Consider the following 16,841-nt stretch of genomic DNA (forward strand, 5'->3'; position numbering starts at 1 on the left):
GAACCGCATCCCCGGCCGGGGTCGCAGCACGGGCTCCGCGACGCCCGCCGGCCGGCTACTCCCGCTCGGCGGCGATGCAGGTGACCGTTCCGGGCTCGACCTCGGTGAACCCGGCGTCCCGGACGGCTACGAGGTCGGAGTCCCCGGCCGCGAGCTCCGCGCAGAGCCGGTCCCAGGCGTCCGGGGCCGGGGTCCGGACCGCGCACCGCGGCACGTCCTGCGGTTCCGCGACCGGCCAGCCGCGGGCCGCACCGAGGAGCATCGACGCGTGCCCGACCTGGGCCGCAGCCTTCCCGACGCTCATCTCCACGCGCGGGTTCAGCCACACCCGCGCGGCCCCGGCGACCACGGCGCCGGGCGAGTCCGAGGCCAGCTCGGTGCCACCGATCTGCAGCCGGGCCACCGTCCTCGGGGCCTCGTCGACCGGGCCGGGCAGCAACGCGCGGGCCTCGGCCCCCGCGACCGCGATCGTCACACCGGGCAGCTCCTGCACGGCCTGCCAGTGCGCGCCCCGGGCCCGGCGGGCGATCTTGCGGATCCGGCCGTCGATCCAGGCCGCCACCGCCTCGTGCCACTCACCACCGGACTGCGCGCGGGGATCCAGGCAGAGGGCCACCGCCGCGGTCGCGGCGGCCTCCAGCAGCGGCGTCCGGCCCGGCAGCGGGTCACGCTCGATCCGCAACACGACCGGCATGGCCCGGACGACCCGGCCGGAACCGCCGGCCCCGGCGACTCGCTCGGCACCGTCGGCCCGGTCGGCACCGTCCGGCTCGGGCGGGACGTCCCGCCGGTGGGCCCCGGTCCCGTAGCGCTCGGCGAGCAGGCGCAGGACCGGGTCCCCCGCCACCTCGCTCACGCGATCGGGACCCGGCGCAGCACACCTTCGGCGGCGTCCGCGGCCTCCACCTCGTTGCGGGTGATGCCCAGGACGAACAGCACGACGTCCAGGTAGGGCACCGACACCGAGGTGTCCGCGACGTCGCGCAGCGCCTGCTTGGCGTTGAAAGCGACCCCGAGCCCGGCGGTCGAGAGCATGTCGATGTCGTTCGCGCCGTCGCCGACCGCGACCGACTGCTCGATCGGGATCTCGTACGCCTCGGCGAACCGGCGCAGCGCGGTGGCCTTTCCCGCCCGGTCGACGATCTCGCCGCTGACCCGTCCGGTGAGCATCCCGTCGACGATCTCGAGCTCGTTGGCCGCGACGAAGTCGAGCTTCAGCTCGTCCGCGAGCCCGGCGATGACCTGCGTGAAGCCGCCCGACACGACCCCGCAGCGGAAGCCGAGCCGCTTGAGGGTGCGGATCGTGGTCCGCGCGCCCGGTGTCAGCTCGATCTCGGCCGCGACCTCGTCGACGACCGACACGGGCAGCCCCTTCAGGACCGCGACCCGGCGGGTGAGGGACTCGGCGAAGTCGAGGTGCCCGGCCATCGCCTCCTCGGTGACCCGCCGGACCTCGGCCTCGACCCCCGCGCCGGCGCGCGCCGCGAGCATCTCGATGACCTCGCCCTGGATCAGGGTGGAGTCGACGTCGAAGACGATCATCCGCTTGTTGCGGCGGGCCAGCCCGGCCCGGGCCACCGCGACGTCCACCCCGGCCTGCCGGGCCACCTCGACCAGCCGCTTGCGCAGCGTGCCGGGCGGGTAGGCGGCGGGGTCGCCGTCCGGGACCGGGGAGACGAGCAGCTCCAGGCCGGTGACCGGGTAGTCGGCGACCCGGCGGATGGCGTCGATGTTCGCGCCGACCGCGGCGAGCTCGGCCGCGATCGCCCCGAACGCGCGGGCCGTGATCGGCCGGCCCAGCACCGTGACGACGTGCGTCGCCTCCGGGCGGGGCTCGACGTCACCGTCGCGCTGGATCTCGATGTGCACGAACATGCCGATGGAGTCCATCGCCTCACCGACGGACTCCTGCAGTTCCTCCGGGTCCCCCACCGGCACCACGAGGGCGCCGAGGGTCAGCCGCCCGTTCACGACCACCTGTTCGAGGTCGAGGAGCTCGACCCCGGCGGCGGTGAGGGCGGCGAAGAGGACGGAGCTGACACCCGGCCGGTCCGGACCGCTCACCGTGACGAGCACGGTGGGACGGGCCGGACCGGTGGTGGGGGCTACCGACACCTCAGTTGTGCTTGGGGTCGTCGTCCGGCATGGACTCCTTGCCGACCTCGTGCGCCAGGACCTCGGTCGGATGCGCTCGCCCGCCGACGTGCGCCTCGGCACGCACCTTCTCGACCAGGTGCGGGTAGTGCAGGTCGAACGCCGGGCGCTCGGACCGGATCCGGGGCAGCTCGGTGAAGTTGTGCCGCGGCGGCGGGGACGAGGTCGCCCACTCCAGCGAGTTGCCGAAGCCCCACGGGTCGTCGACGGTGCAGACCCGGCCGAAGCGGTAGCTCTTGAACACGTTGTAGAAGAACGGCAGCGTCGAGGCGCCGAGAATGAACGCGCCGATCGAGGAGATCGCGTTCAGCGTGGTGAACCCGTCGGACGGCAGGTAGTCGGCGTAGCGACGCGGGTAGCCCTCGTTGCCCAGCCAGTGCTGCACCAGGAACGTCATGTGGAACCCGACGAAGGTCAGCCAGAAGTGGATCTTGCCGAGGGTCTCGTCCAGGAACCGGCCGGTCATCTTCGGGAACCAGAAGTAGATCCCGCCGAAGGTCGCGAACACGATCGTGCCGTAGAGCACGTAGTGGAAGTGCGCGACGACGAAGTAGGTGTCCGACACGTGGAAGTCCACCGGCGGCATCGCGAGCAGGACGCCGGTCAGCCCGCCGAACAGGAACGTCGTCAGGAAGCCGAGCGAGAACAGCATCGGCGTCTCGAAGGTGAGCTTGCCGCGCCAGAGGGTGCCGATCCAGTTCACGAACTTGATCCCGGTCGGGATGGCGATCAGGAACGTCGTGAAGGAGAAGAAGGCCAGCAGTACCGCGCCGGTGGCGTACATGTGGTGCGCCCACACCGCGATGGACAGCGCCGCGATCGCGATGGTCGCGAAGATCAGGCCCTTGTAGCCGAAGATCGGCTTACGGGCGAACACCGGGAAGATCTCCGAGACGATGCCGAAGAACGGCAGCGCGACGATGTAGACCTCGGGGTGGCCGAAGAACCAGAACAGGTGCTGCCAGAGGATCACGCCACCGTGCGCCGGGTCGAACAGGTTCGCGCCGAGGTGCCGGTCCGCGGCCAGGCCCAGCAGCGCCGCGGTCAGGATCGGGAACGCGATCAGGATGAGGATCGCGGTGATGAAGATGTTCCAGGTGAAGATCGGCATCCGGAACATCGTCATTCCGGGCGCCCGCATGCAGGCGATCGTGGTGATGAAGTTGACGCCACCCAGGATCGTGCCCAGACCGGAGACGACCAGCCCCATGATCCACAGGTCACCGCCGACGCCGGGCGAGCGGACCGCGTCCGACAGCGGGGTGTAGGCGAACCAGCCGAAGTCGGCGGCACCACCAGGGGTCAGGAACCCGGAGAGCACGATCAGCCCGCCGAACAGGAACAGCCAGTAGGAGAACGCGTTCAGCCGCGGGAACGCCACGTCGGGCGCACCGATCTGCAGCGGCACGATGTAGTTCGCGAAGCCGAACACGATCGGCGTCGCGAACAGCAGCAGCATGATCGTGCCGTGCATGGTGAACAGCTGGTTGTACTGCTCGGTCGAGAGGAACTGCAGCTCCGGTCGCGCGAGCTCGGCGCGGATCAGCAGCGCCATCACGCCGCCGACCGCGAAGAAGCTGAACGACGTGACCAGGTAGAGGATCGCGATGTCCTTGGGATCCGTGGTCCTCAGCATCTTGAGGAACGTGGATCCCTTACCGTCCCGGCGCGCCGGATACGGGCGTGTCGAGATCGGCTTGGGCTCGACGGCTGTCACCTGGGCCTCCATGCACTTGCCTGACCTGAGCACGTCCTCGCGGACGGGAGGACTCTACTTCCCGACCGGCGAGCGACGCCCGTCCGGTCCGGAAGATCCACGAGGGATCCCGGACCGCCGGCACGGCGCCTGCCGATTGTGCTCTACGGAGGGTAGAACGAGCCCTCCCCGGACACGCAGCCAGGTCCGCCTTCCACCGGCCCATTGGTGTCAGGGATCACGTCCACGGCCGTCCGGGGTACCCCGGACGGCCGAGCAGAACCGGTTGCCTACCGTGGCGGGGTGGTCGTACCGACGCCGAACCCCGGTCGACCCGGCTCCCGACGCCGGGAACCCGGCTGGGACGTGCTGCGCAGCGGGTTCGTGCTGCTCGTGGTGCTCTACCACGCGACCCACCTCGGGCCGGTCCTGCACCCGGAGCTCATCCCCCGCCGCTTCTCCTTCGACCACCAGGTCGGCGCGAGCCTGCTGCTGGTCGTCTCGGCGTACTTCGCCTGCGCCACGCTGGGCCGGCACTCCCCCGGCCGCTACTGGTGGGGGCGGGTGGCACGGCTGCTACCGGCGTTCGTCGTCGCGGTGCCGGTGGCCTGGCTCGCGCTGCGCTTCCTGTCCCCCGAGGAGTGGGGGGCGCCACCCCCGAGCGAGCTGGTCGCCAACTGGCTGATGCTCGGGAACTGGGACCCCGCCCGCTTCCCCTGGCTCGACCCGGCCTTCTGGACGCTCCCGCTGCAGCTGATGGCGTTCACCGCCGCGGCCGTGCTCAGCGCGACCCGCTGGGGCGCCGGCCGGCGGCTGCGCGCGCTGCTCTGGGCGATGGTGCTGGTCCCGCTGGTGCTGTGGCCGCTGCGGGCGGCGCCGGTCGGCATGGCGGAGCCACCCACCTGGTACCGGATGCTCGCCGACGGGTTCGGGTTCCACCGGCTGCACCTGTTCGTCGCCGGGATCGCCATCTGGCTGTGGTCGACCCGGCGGATGGGCAACGGGCACGCGGTGGCCCTGCTGGTGCTGTGCGGCGCGGCGCAGTTCCTGCACGCTTTCGCGCCCGGCCCGGACGGGCGGGTACACCTCGACGCCGCGCACCTCGACCTCGTGGCCGCGGGCCTGGTGTGCGCCGGGATCGCCGTCGTCGCCCTGGTCTCCCGGCTGCCGCGCCCGGGCGCGTGGACGCCGGCCCCGGTCGCGTCGGCCGTCCGGTGGCTGGCCGGCATCTCCTACGGCGTCTACCTGATGCACCAGACCGTCGGCTACGTCCTGATGCGCAGGCTGCAGGACGTCGGCGCCGGGCCGCTGCTGCAGTCAGCGGCGATGATGGGGACGGCCGTGCTGCTCGGCTGGCTGCTGACCCGGCTGGTCGAGCGTCCCGCGCACGGGCTGCTGATGCGGACCTGGGACCGGTTGGCGCTCTCGCGCCCGTGACGCGCGCCGTCGGCGCTCACGAACCTCGCAGCGGCTCGAAGACGTCGGTCCACACCTCGGGCGCCGAGGCCGGGTTGGGCTGCGCCTCGACGATGTAGAACTCGGTGCCCAGGCCCATCGCGAACACCGGCTCCGGCATCGTCAGCATGAAGTGCTCCGGGCCCATCTGGCTGGCGTGCGCCCGCATCGACGCGCGCTTGACCTCGGCGTACTCGACGGCCTCGACCCGGTGGGTGATCTCCGACTCGGGCTTGCCGAACGAGCCGTCGTCGGGGATCTCCGGGGGCTGCCAGTCGGCGCCGCGGTCCTTCTGCAGGCCGCGCATCCCGCGCATCATCCAGTCCCGGTTCGTGGTGTTCTGCGCGACGACCGGGACCCCGGCCAGCTCGCCTGCCCGGCCGCCGACCCGGTGCACCTGGATGTGGTCGGGGTGGCCGTAGCCGCCGTTGTCGTCGTAGGTGGTGAGGACGTCCGTCTCCTCCTCCTCGAGGATCACCGCCAGGCGGCGGGCGGCGGGCTCCACCGGGGCCTGCCAGAAGCAGTACGGCGCGTCGTTGGTCGGTTCGCCCATCATCCCGGAGTCGACGTAGCCGAGGAACTCCACGCGCGCGACGCCGAGCTCCTTCGCCGAGGCGAAGCACTCCGCGGAACGTCGCAGCGAGAGCTGCTCGCCGTCGGCGAGGACGCCGGGCACCGGCTCGCCGAGCTCACCGCGGGTGGCGAAGACGAGCACCACCCGGTGCCCGAGCGCGGCGGCCTTCGCGAGCGTGCCGGCGGTGCCGATCGACTCGTCGTCGGGATGGGCGTGGAAGCTGACAAGGGTCCCCACGACGGCGGAGCCTACGCAGCGCCCGGCACCCGCCCGGCGACGGGCCAGGTCGATCTACAGACCGTTGACGACACGTCGGACGTGTGTAGCATCACAGGTCCCCGAACCGGCACAGGAGCCACCCACCATGGCCGATGTCGTCAGTGCTGACGAGCCCGTCCGTTCCACCACCGCCACGCCCATTCCCGCTCCGAGCGGGAGCTCGGACGCGTTCAACGCGGCCGCCCATCTCACCGCGGCCCGGGTCGCGGCGGGCGACGGCGGCCGCACGGCCGTCCGGTTCCCCGGAGGCTCCCTCACCTATACGGAGCTGACCGACCGGATCCGCGCGGTCGCGGGGGCGTTGCGCGCGGCCGGGGTGCGTCCCGAGCAGCGCGTCCTCATGGTCATGCCGGACGACATCGACCTCTACACCGCGATCCTCGCCACGATGTGGGCCGGCGCGGTCGCCGTGCCGAGCTCCACGATGCTGACCGGCCGGGAGCTGGCCGTCCTGATCCGGGACTCCCGGGCCACGACGGTGCTCGGTGGCGAGGCGTTCGCCGCGCAGCTCGCCGAGGCCACCGCCGGGGCGCCCGACCTGGAACGCGTCGTCCTCACCGGCGACACGGCGCCGACGGTCCCGCCGGGGGTCGAGTCGCTCACCTGGGATGCCCTGCTCGCCGCGGGCCCGCCGATGCCCGAGCCCGCACCCACCTGGACCGAGTCGCAGGCACTCTGGCTCTACACCTCGGGCACCACCGGCAAGCCCAAGGGCGCGATGCACCGGCACAGCGACATCCGCTACGTGTGCGAGACCTACGCGGACCAGGTGCTCGGCATCCGGCCCGACGACGTGTGCCTCTCGGTCGCCAAGCTCTTCTTCGCCTACGGCATCGGCAACTCGATGTTCTTCCCGCTCTCGGCCGGCGCGTGCGCGGTGCTGGAGCCCTCCCGGCCGAACCCGGACCTGTACTCCCGGCTCGCCCACGAGCACGGCGCGACGCTGTTCTTCGCCGTCCCCAGCTTCTGGGGGCCGATGCTCGCCGCCGAGCTTCCCCCCGAACGCTTCGCCACCGTGCGCCGCGGCGCCTCGGCCGGCGAGGCCCTGCCCGCGCGGATGTTCCACGGCGTCCGCGACCGCTACGGGTTCGAGGTGCTCGACGGCATCGGCTCCACCGAGGCGCTGCACATCTTCGTCTCCAACCGGCCCGGCGAGGTCGTGCCCGGCAGCTCCGGGTTCCCGGTGCCCGGCTACGAGGTGGAGCTGCGCCGCCCGGACGGCACGGTGATCGACGGCCCGAACGAGCAGGGGATGCTCTACGTCGCCGGCGACTCGGTCTGCACCGGCTACTGGTGCCGCACCGAGGTGAACCGCCTCGTCTTCCAGGGCCGCTGGATGCGCACCGGCGACCAGTACGTCCGCAACGACGACGGCTCGTGGACCTGCCTCGGCCGCGCCGACGACGTGCTCAAGGTCGGCGGGATCTGGGTCTCCCCCGGCGAGGTGGAGGCCCGACTGCTGGAACACCCCGGACTGGCCGAGGCGGTCGTCGTCGGGGTCCCGGACGCCGACGGGCTGGACAAGCCGGTCGCGTTCGTCGTCCCGGGCGACCCCGCGAACGCGCCCTCGGCCGACGAGCTCATCGCGTTCTGCCGCGACGGCCTCGCCGCCTTCAAACGGCCCCGCACCGTCGTCACCGTGGACGAGCTGCCGAAGACCCCCACCGGGAAGATCCAGCGCTACCGGCTGCGCGAGCACGCGTCCGGGCTGGCGGGCGTCGCCGGGCGGCAGGCGGAGCCGGAGACCGTCACCTGATCGAGTGATCCGGGATCGGGAACCGATCCGCCCGTCCCGCGTCCGATCCGGTTCCGGATTCGTGATCATCGCGAGGGCCGGTCCCTCGTGGATCCGGCGGACGGGTGTCGCGTTTCGCGACGACCCCTTGGCCGATCCCGATCGACGGGGTTCACTCGCACCGAGACCTGTCACCGGCGACGGCGAGGAGACCGGCGTGAACGCGTGGGAGTGGATCCCGGAGACCCCGGCGAGCTGGGACACCCGGAAGGCCGGGGTGCTCGGCGAGCTGGACCCGGCCCTGTTCGGCCTGGGGCGGCCCGCGTCCGGCGACGCGCTGGGCGACGAGTGGTGGCGCGTCGAGGACGACACCGGCGCGACCGTCGCGTACGGCCGGCTGGACGAGTCCTGGGGAGATGCGGAGATCCTCGTCCTGGTCCACCCGGACATGCGCCGCACCGGGGCCGGCTCGTACGTGCTGTCCCGGCTCGAGGACGAGGCCGGGAAGCGCCGGCTGAACTACATCTACAACGTGGTGCCGCACGGCCACCCGGACCCCGAGCAGGTCACCGACTGGCTCGCCGTGCACGGGTTCGTCCGCAACGACGTCGGCGAGCTGCGCAAGCAGATCCGCGCGGGGGCCGTGCAGAACTCGGGCTGAACCGCCGGGCGGACACTCCACAATCTTTCGTCGTCGCGTCGTCATGTTGTAGCCTTTAGGCGTCGCGACGCGAGGAGGCGCCCGTCCCATGACCGATTCCGGCCCCACCACCGACGCCGGTTCCCCTCCGGTCGACTTCGACCGGGATCCGTCGTCGTACCGGCACTGGCAGCTGGAGATCGACCCCGAGAACCCGGCGGTCGCCTGGGTGAAGCTCGACGTCGACGAGGAGGGCGGGCTCGTCGAGGGCTACGAGCTCAAGATGAACTCCTACGACCTCGGCGTCGACATCGAGCTCTACGACCTCACCCAGCGGCTGCGCTTCACCCACCCCGGCGTCAGGGCCGTCGTGCTGACCAGCGCCAAGGACCGCAACTTCTGCGCCGGCGCGAACATCCGGATGCTCGCCGGGTCCCCGCACCCGTGGAAGGTGAACTTCTGCAAGTTCACCAACGAGACCCGCAACGGCATCGAGGACGCGACCGAGCACTCCGGCCAGACCTGGCTCGCCGCGGTCAACGGCACCGCGGCCGGCGGCGGCTACGAGATGGCCCTGGCCTGCGAACGGATCCTGCTGATCGACGACAACTCGTCGACCGTCGCGCTGCCCGAGGTCCCGCTGCTGGGCGTGCTACCCGGCACCGGTGGGCTGACCCGGGTCACCGACAAGCGCAAGGTCCGCAAGGACCGGGCCGACGTGTTCGCCACCAAGTCCGAGGGCTTCGGCGGGAAGCAGGCCGTCGACTGGAAGCTGGTCGACGAGGTGATCCCCAAGCGCAAGTGGGACGAGACGGTGCGCGAGCGCGCCGCGTCCGCCGCGTCGGAGTCCGGGCGGCTGCCCGGCGGGGAGGGCATCGAGCTGCCCCCGCTGCAGCGCACCGAGACCGCCGACGGCATCGCCTACTCGCACGTGCACGCCACGTTCGACCGGGACCGCGGCCTCGTCGAGATCACCATCGACGGGCCCGAGGGCGGCGTCCCGTCCTCGATCGAGCGGGTGCACGAGCTGGGCGCGGCGTTCTGGCCGCTGGCCATGACTCGCGAGCTCGACGACCTGATCCTGCGGCTGCGCAGCAACGAGCTGGAGCTCGGCACCTGGATCATCCGGACCCGTGGCGACCTCGAGGACGCGCTGGCGTTCGAGCAGGTCATCGCCGAGCACTCCGGCTCGGACTGGCTGGTCAACGAGATCCGGCACTATTTCAAGCGGACCCTCAAGCGCCTCGACGTCACCTCGCGGTCGCTGATCGCGCTGATCGAGCCCGGCTCGTGCTTCGCCGGGGCGCTGCTGGAGCTGGCGCTGGCCTGCGACCGCCAGTACATGCTCGACGGCACCCTCGACGAGGACGACTCCGAACAGGGCGACGAGGCCCAGATCATGCTCACGGCGTCGAACTTCGGACCGTTCCCGATGAGCAACGGCGTGACCCGGCTGGGCTCGCGGTTCCACGGCGACGACGACCACGTCGCCAAGCTGCGCCAGGAGACCGGCCGCAGGCTCGAGGCCCGGCAGGCCGCCGAGCTGGGTCTGGTCACCGACGCCCCGGACGACATCGACTGGGACGACGAGGTCCGGATCATGCTCGAGGAGCGGGCGTCGCTGTCCCCCGACGCCCTGACCGGGATGGAGGCCAACCACCGGTTCGTCGGCCCGGAGACGATGGAGAGCCGCATCTTCGGCCGGCTCACGGCCTGGCAGAACTGGATCTTCGTGCGCCCGAACGCCTCCGGACCGGACGGCGCACTGCGCAAGTACGGCACGGGCCGCAGGGCCGACTTCGACCGCAAGCGGGTGTGATTGCCATGAGTATCGACTACTCCGAGAAGATCCCGAACAACGTCGACCTCGCCGGGGACCGCAAGCTGCAGCGCGCGCTGGAGTCCTGGCAGCCGAACTTCATCAACTGGTGGAAGACGATGGGCCCGGCCGTGCCGACCCAGGACGTCTACCTGCGCACCGCCGTCGACGTCGGGAAGGAGGGCTGGGCACAGTTCGGGCACGTCGCCATGGAGGAGTACCGCTGGGGCGTGTTCCTGTCCGAACGCGGCGACGACCGGCGGATCGCGTTCGGCGAGAACCGGGGCGAGCCGGTCTGGCAGCAGGTACCCGGTGAGTACCGCGCGGACCTGCAGCGGTTGATCGTCATCCAGGGCGACACCGAGCCGGCCTCGGTCGAGCAGCAGCGCCGCCTCGGCGAGACCGCGCCCAGCCTCTACGACCTGCGCAACCTGTTCCAGGTCAACGTCGAGGAGGGCCGCCACCTCTGGGCGATGGTGTACCTGCTGCACGCGTACTTCGGGCGCAACGGCCGCGACGAGGCCGAGGCGCTGCTGCAGCGCAACTCCGGTGACCTCGACAGCCCGCGCATCCTCGGTGCGTTCAACGAGGAGACCCCGGACTGGCTGAGCTTCTTCATGTTCACCTACTTCACCGACCGGGACGGCAAGTACCAGCTCGGGACGCTGAAGGAGTCCGCCTTCGACCCGCTCTCACGCACCTGCGAGTTCATGTTGAAGGAGGAGGCCCACCACATGTTCGTGGGCACCACCGGCATCGACCGCGTGATCCAGCGGACCTGCGAGCTGATGCGCGAGCACGACACCGCCGACATCGCCCCGCACGGCGGCGTCCCGCTGAACGTGATCCAGAAGTACATCAACTTCCACTACTCGGTGTCGCTCGACCTGTTCGGCTCCGAGCAGTCGACGAACGCGGCCAACTACTTCACCGCCGGGCTCAAGGGCCGCTGGCAGGAGGAACGCCGCACCGACGACCACCTGCTCACCGACGACGGCTACGGCATGGAGCAGGTCCGCGACGGCGCGGTGGTCACCGACGAGGTCCCGGCGCTGCTGGCGCTGAACCTGGACCTGCGCAACGAGTACGTGAAGGACTGCCAGTCCGGGGTGAAGCGGTGGAACCGGATCCTGGAGAAGAACGGGTTCGACGATCGGGTGTACCTGCCCCACGTCGGGTTCAACCGGGAGGTCGGGCTGTTCTCCACCCACCACGTCACACCCAAGGGCGATCTCGTCGGCACGGACACGTGGGAGGCCCGCCGCGACGACTGGCTGCCCTCGGACGCGGACCGCACCCACGTGCAGAACCTGATGCGCCCGGTCTACGAGCCCGGCAAGATCGCCGGCTGGATCGCCCCGCCGTCGAACGGGATCAACGGCAAGCCGTTCGAGTACGAGTACGTCCACTTCGCCTGATCACACCCGTTCGCCCCGCCTCACACCCGCAGCAACGGGTGTGAAGCGGGGACACGGGGTGTGAGGCCTCCTCAGCCCGGCGCGATGAGTTCCGGCGGCTGCACGGCGGGGCACCGGACGTCGGACCGGTCCGCGGCGACCCGTTGTGGGAGTGCGCCGGTCAGCAGGTAGTCGGCGACCTTGTCGTCGACGCAGGACACGCCGGACAGCGACGCCGAGTGGGTGTGCCCGCCGAGCCCCTCGATCAGCGACGAGCGGGGGAAGGTCCGCCGGGCCTGCAGCGCCCCGTCGAAGGGCGTCGCGGCGTCGTAGGTCTCGGAGATGAGCAGCGGACCGGTCTCCAGCTCGCCGGAGACGACCGGCGCCGGGCCGGGTTCCACCGGCCAGTGCAGGCAGGGCGCGTTGTACCAGGCGTTGCCCCAGGTCTCGAAGGGCGCTTTCGCGTCGATCTCGGTGTTGTCGCGCTTCCAGGTCGCCCAGTCCCGCGGGAACGGTGCGTCGGTGCACTGGGTGGCGAGGTAGACGGCGTAGGTGTTGTCGTCGGTCGGCGACCCGGCGCGGTCGTAGGCGGCCTTGAGCGCAGCGGCGTCGTTGCGCGCACCGGCGAGGAAGGCGTCGGCGACGGCTCCGTACTCGCCGACGTTATAGCCCGCCCGCAGGAAGATGTCGGTCCACTCCGCCGAGCCGATCTTCCCGCCCGCGGGGGCCTTCCGGAACTGCTCGTAGAGGTCGTAGAAGCGCTTCTCGACGGCGTCGCCGGTGTCGCCGAGGCCGTAGATGGCATTGTTCTTCGCGACCCAGTCGAAGAAGACGCCGATGTTGCGCTCGAACGCGACGTCCTGGTTCAGGTTCGCCTGGTACCACCAGTCCCGCGGGTCGACGACGCCGTCCAGCACCATCCGGCGGGTCCGGTCCGGGAACATCGTGGCGTAGAGCTGGCCGAGCAGGGTGCCGTAGGAGAAGCCGTAGTAGTTGATCTGCTCGGCGCCCAGCGCCTGCCGGATCAGGTCCATGTCGCGGACGGTGTCCTCGGTCCGCATGTGCTTCAGCAGCTCACCGCCCGCGGCCGCGCAGGCCTCGGCGTAGGCCTTCGTCCGGGGCAGCCAGGCCGCCTCGGCGCCGTTCTCCGGCCGGAAGTCGGGCCGGGCGTACCCGCCGTAGTCCGTGTCGCAGCTCAGCGACGGCTCACTGGCCCCGACGCCGCGCGGGTCGAAACCGATCCAGTCGTAGGCGGCGCCCGCGTCCTTCGGCACGGCGCCGCCGAGCCGGCTCAGCCCGCGCCCGGGGCCGCCGGGGCCACCCGGGTTGACCAGGACGACGCCCTGGTACTCGGCCTGCGGCACGGTGTGCCGGATCCGGGACAGCGCGATCTCGATCTTCTCGCCGCCGGGGGCGGCGTGGTCGAGCGGGACGGCCAGCATCCCGCACTCCGCGCCCGCCGTGGCCAGTGACGGGTCGGTGCACGGCCCCCACGCGACGGTCGGCGGCGGCTGCGCCGGGTCCTGCCGGGCCGGGTCCTGCCGGGCCGGGTCCTGCCGGGCCGGGTTCTGCGCCGCCGGGTTCTGCGCCGCCGGGTTCTGCACCGCCGGGTTCTGCACGGCCGACGGCTGCCCGGCCGCCGGCTCCCCGCCCGGCGTCTGCGCGGCTGCGGGTGCGGCAGCACCGACGGCCACCCCCAGCACCGCGAGCATCGTGACGATCGTCCTGCGCACGCGCCCCAACCTCTCCGGGCGCACCGCCCCGTCCCCCGACCAAGCCGCAGACGTTGCCATTCGCAACGCCGGACCCACAACGACCACGCCGGGTGGGGGCCCGATCGGACGAACCGATCCGGACGGCGTCACCCGGGGCGGCTGGAACGGACTCAGCGCCCGCCGCACCCACCAGCCCCGCACACGCACCCGGCACAGGCCGACCCCACGCCCCGGGGGATCAGCGACTCGACCACGTCTGCAGCCTGCACCGCGCCGCCGGCGGCCCGGGCGACCGCCTTCTGCTCTGCGCACCGCTGCGCGACCACCTCCGACGACGCCAGCCGCAGCACCGCCGAACGCAGCGTCTCCGGGGTCACCTCGCCGGCCGGCAGGTGCTCGCCGACCCCGAGCTCCGCGAGCCGTGCGGCGTTGCCGAACTGGTCGACCGCCTGCGGCACCGCGACCATCGGCACGCCGTGCCAGAGCCCCTCCGAGCAGCCGCCCATCCCGGCGTGCGTCACGAACGCCGACGCGTGCGCCAGCACCGCGAGCTGCGGGACCCACTCGCGGACCAGGACATCGTCCGGGATCTCGCCGAGGTCCTCCCGCGCGACGTGCGGGCCGGTCGCGAGGACCGTCGTCCAGCCGGTGCCATGCATCGCCGCGACGACGTCCCGCCAGAAATCCGGCCGGTCGGTGTAGGCCGACCCGAGCGACACGAGCAGCAGCGGCGTGGTCGGCTTCGGCCAGAGCCCCTGGTGCGAACGGTCGCCGATCACCGGGCCGACGAACGTGTACCGCTCCCGGTCGACCCGCTCCAGGTTCGGCTGCATCGCCTCCGGGATCAGCACGACCGACCGGTCGGGCCTGCCGAGGAACTCGCGGTTCCCGACACCGGCACCGACCTCGTCCAGCCAGCCGTCCAGCTCGGAGCGCCAGGCCAGCCCCTCCGGCTCCTCGAGGGGCGCGAGGGCCTCGGCCATGTCCTCCTCGAAGCCGTCCCAGGCGATCATGTGCGGGGCGAGCTCCACCCGCGGTGTCCCCCACACCCGCGACAGCGCGTGACCGGCCCAGCCGCTGCCGTCGTAACAGACGATGTCGGGGTGCTCGTACTGCAGCGCGTCGGAGATCTGCGCGTACGCCGAGCGAGCCTCGTCGGAGAACAGCCGCATCGCCTCGACGCCGCCGTCGGGCCACTGCTCGCCCTTCGCCGGGTCGGGCAGGTCGGTGTGGATCCGCAGCGCGGTGGCACCGGTGGCGGCGACGGCGTCGGCGAACCGTTCCGGTACCGGGTAGGTGACCCGGTGGCCGCGGGCGACCAGCTCGGCGATCACCGGCAGGTTGGGGTGGATGTGGCCGTGCGCGGCCGACGTGGACATCAGGACATGACTCATGGCGCCTGCGATCCTGCCCTGCGGGCCGGACGCCGTGCAGCCGGGTTTGCTTGACCCGGTCACGCGGTCGCGACGAAGATCGGTTCTCGTGGACCTGCTGCCCGGCGTGCGTGCGCGCGAGGTGCCGACCGACCGGATCCGGATGCACCTGCTGGAGGCCGGGCCCGAGTCCGGTCCGCCGCTGGTCCTGGTGCACGGCAACCTGTCGACGGGCCGGTTCTACGAACACGTCATGCCGGCCCTGGCCGCCGACGGCTTCCGGGTCCTCGCTCCGGACATGCGCTCGTTCGGGCGCAGCGAGCCGGCCCCGATCGACGCCACCCGCGGCCTCGACGACTGGGCCGACGACCTCGCCGCCCTGCTGGACGCCCTCGGGATCACCGCACCGCCGCACCTGGCCGGCTGGTCCACCGGCGGCGGCGCGATCGCCCGGTTCGCGCTCACCCGTCCCACGGCGTCACTGGCCCTGATCGGCCCGGTCGGGCCCTACGGCTACGGCGGCGTCCGCGACGACGGCACCCCGGTGCACCCGGATGGCGCGGGCTCCGGCGCGGGCGGCGCGAACCCCGAGTTCGTGCGGCGCCTGCGCGACGGGGACACCGGCACCGACAGTCCGTTCTCGATCCGGAACGTGATGCGCCGGACCTACTGGTCGCCGGCGTTCCGGCTGCCCCGGGAACGCGAGGACCTGCTGGTCGAGGAGATCCTGCTGACCACGATCGGCGACGGCGGCTACCCCGGTTCCGCGGCGGCGTCGCAGCACTGGCCCGGTTTCGCGGCCGGCGACACCGGCGTGCTCAACGCACTCTCGTCGAAGCACCTGCGCTGGGACGGCATCGTCGGTCTGGAGACCAAGCCGCCGCTGCTGTGGACGCACGGTTCCGCGGACCTGATCGTCGCCGACGGCTCGATGCTCGAGGCCGGGACGCTCGGGCAGGCCGGGCTGATCCCGGGATGGCCTGGTGCCGAGGTGTTCCCGCCGCAGCAGATGGTCGGCCAGATCCGGACCGTCCTGCAGCGCTACGCCGCGGCGGGCGGCTCGGTGCGCACCGAGTGGTTCGACGGCTCCGGGCACGGCCCGCTGTTCGACGCCGAGGCCCGCTGGACCGCGGTGGTGCGCGAGTTCCTCGCCACGGTGCGCCGGTGAGGCCGCCGACCGGCTCGCGCCTGCCGGGCTCCGCCCGCTGATGGCCCGGCTGCGCTGCGACGTCGTCGCCGACTCCCTCGGGCTGGCCACGTCGATCACCGTCCTGTTGCCGCAGCCGTCGCAGACCCGGATCGGTGCCGGGGTGCGGGATCTCGACCGGCCACCGCCGGTGCTCTACCTGCTGCACGGGCTGTCCGACGACGACACCGCCTGGACCCGCTACACCGCGATCGAGCGCTACGCCGACGAGCTGGGCCTGGCCGTCGTCATGCCGCAGGTGCACCGCAGCTTCTACACCGACCAGGCGCTGGGCGGCCGCTACCGGACCTGGATCGAACAGGAGCTGCCGGAGCTGGTCCACCGGTTCTTCCGGGTGAGCGACGACCCGGCGGAGACGTTCGTGGCCGGCTTGTCGATGGGCGGGTACGGCGCGCTGGGCTGGGCGCTGCGTGACCCGGGCCGGTTCGGGGCGGCGGCGTCGCTGTCCGGTGCGCTGGACATCGCCGAGCTGGTGCGGGGACCGCAGCGCGACGAGGACCCGCGGATCTGGGAACGGATCTTCGGTCCGGAGCCGGTCACGGGCACCGGGGCCGACCTGTTCGCACTCGTCGACCGGGCCGGCGCCGCGGGCGTCCCGCCCCTCTACGTCTGCGCCGGATCGGACGACCCGCTGCACGGGCACTCCACGCGGTTCGTCGCGCACGCCCGCGCCGCGGGCCTGGACGTCACCACGCACGTCGGCGCCGGGAACCACGAGTGGGCGTACTGGGACGCCCGGATCCGCGACGTCCTGGAGTGGCTGCCGCTGCAGCGATGACCCGGCTGCCCGGCGCTGG

Annotated in this window: 13 protein-coding genes; 7 read left to right on the forward strand and 6 right to left on the reverse strand. The window is 72.1% G+C overall.

What is annotated here, in order from left to right:
* Positions 1-55 precede the first annotated feature (55 nt).
* Genes JOF36_RS31050 through ctaD form a run of 3 tightly spaced genes read right to left on the reverse strand, consistent with a single transcriptional unit; the run spans position 56 to position 3,871 of the window.
* Positions 56-856, reverse strand: coding sequence for a peptidyl-tRNA hydrolase (locus JOF36_RS31050; protein ID WP_307862678.1), 801 nt, complete (start codon positions 854-856; stop codon positions 56-58).
* Entirely contained in the window at positions 853-2,115 is a 1,263-nt protein-coding gene (gene serB, locus JOF36_RS31055) for a phosphoserine phosphatase SerB (protein WP_307862679.1), read from the reverse strand. Before serB ends, JOF36_RS31050 begins: the two co-directional genes overlap by 4 nt.
* Position 2,116: 1 nt before the next feature.
* Positions 2,117-3,871, reverse strand: a complete 1,755-nt coding sequence (ctaD, locus tag JOF36_RS31060) for an aa3-type cytochrome oxidase subunit I (RefSeq protein WP_210033966.1) — start codon at positions 3,869-3,871, stop codon at positions 2,117-2,119.
* 282 nt (positions 3,872-4,153) lie between these two features.
* On the opposite strand from ctaD, the gene JOF36_RS31065 reads away from it, so the two are divergent.
* Positions 4,154-5,287 carry an acyltransferase family protein gene (locus JOF36_RS31065; RefSeq protein WP_307862680.1) on the forward strand — a complete coding sequence of 378 codons (1,134 nt, stop codon included), beginning with the start codon at positions 4,154-4,156 and terminating at the stop codon, positions 5,285-5,287.
* A gap of 16 nt (positions 5,288-5,303) precedes the next feature.
* On the opposite strand, the gene JOF36_RS31070 is transcribed toward JOF36_RS31065, so the two are convergent.
* Positions 5,304-6,116: a PIG-L family deacetylase gene (locus tag JOF36_RS31070; RefSeq protein ID WP_210033968.1), complete on the reverse strand. Its 813-nt coding sequence runs from the start codon at positions 6,114-6,116 to the stop codon at positions 5,304-5,306.
* A gap of 127 nt (positions 6,117-6,243) precedes the next feature.
* On the opposite strand from JOF36_RS31070, the gene JOF36_RS31075 reads away from it, so the two are divergent.
* The 4 genes from JOF36_RS31075 to boxB all read left to right on the forward strand — a co-directional run bounded on the left by JOF36_RS31075 (position 6,244) and on the right by boxB (position 11,770).
* On the forward strand, positions 6,244-7,914 hold the full coding sequence (locus tag JOF36_RS31075) for a benzoate-CoA ligase family protein (protein WP_210033969.1): 1,671 nt from the start codon (positions 6,244-6,246) through the stop codon (positions 7,912-7,914).
* A 196-nt stretch (positions 7,915-8,110) separates the two neighbouring features.
* Positions 8,111-8,554, forward strand: coding sequence for a GNAT family N-acetyltransferase (locus JOF36_RS31080; protein ID WP_210033971.1), 444 nt, complete (start codon positions 8,111-8,113; stop codon positions 8,552-8,554).
* 88 nt (positions 8,555-8,642) lie between these two features.
* The gene (gene boxC, locus JOF36_RS31085; RefSeq protein WP_210033973.1) at positions 8,643-10,352 is read left to right on the forward strand and encodes a 2,3-epoxybenzoyl-CoA dihydrolase; all 1,710 of its coding nucleotides are present in this window, start codon (positions 8,643-8,645) and stop codon (positions 10,350-10,352) included.
* Complete coding sequence (gene boxB / locus JOF36_RS31090) at positions 10,352-11,770, forward strand: benzoyl-CoA 2,3-epoxidase subunit BoxB (protein ID WP_210036364.1); 1,419 nt, start codon at positions 10,352-10,354, stop codon at positions 11,768-11,770. Before boxC ends, boxB begins: the two co-directional genes overlap by 1 nt.
* 71 nt (positions 11,771-11,841) lie before the next feature.
* On the opposite strand, the gene JOF36_RS31095 is transcribed toward boxB, so the two are convergent.
* Positions 11,842-13,482, reverse strand: coding sequence for an alpha/beta hydrolase (locus tag JOF36_RS31095; protein WP_307862681.1), 1,641 nt, complete (start codon positions 13,480-13,482; stop codon positions 11,842-11,844).
* Positions 13,483-13,634: 152 nt separating this feature from the next.
* Complete coding sequence (locus JOF36_RS31100; protein ID WP_210033975.1) at positions 13,635-14,858, reverse strand: macrolide family glycosyltransferase; 1,224 nt, start codon at positions 14,856-14,858, stop codon at positions 13,635-13,637.
* An 88-nt stretch (positions 14,859-14,946) separates the two neighbouring features.
* On the opposite strand from JOF36_RS31100, the gene JOF36_RS31105 reads away from it, so the two are divergent.
* Together JOF36_RS31105 and JOF36_RS31110 are read left to right on the forward strand one after the other, a co-directional pair.
* Positions 14,947-16,005, forward strand: a complete 1,059-nt coding sequence (locus tag JOF36_RS31105; protein ID WP_307862682.1) for an alpha/beta fold hydrolase — start codon at positions 14,947-14,949, stop codon at positions 16,003-16,005.
* A gap of 40 nt (positions 16,006-16,045) precedes the next feature.
* Positions 16,046-16,822, forward strand: a complete 777-nt coding sequence (locus tag JOF36_RS31110; protein WP_210033980.1) for an alpha/beta hydrolase — start codon at positions 16,046-16,048, stop codon at positions 16,820-16,822.
* Positions 16,823-16,841: the final 19 nt, after the last annotated feature.

This window comes from Pseudonocardia parietis (assembly GCF_017876315.1).
Taxonomy (GTDB): Bacteria; Actinomycetota; Actinomycetes; order Mycobacteriales; family Pseudonocardiaceae; genus Pseudonocardia; species Pseudonocardia parietis.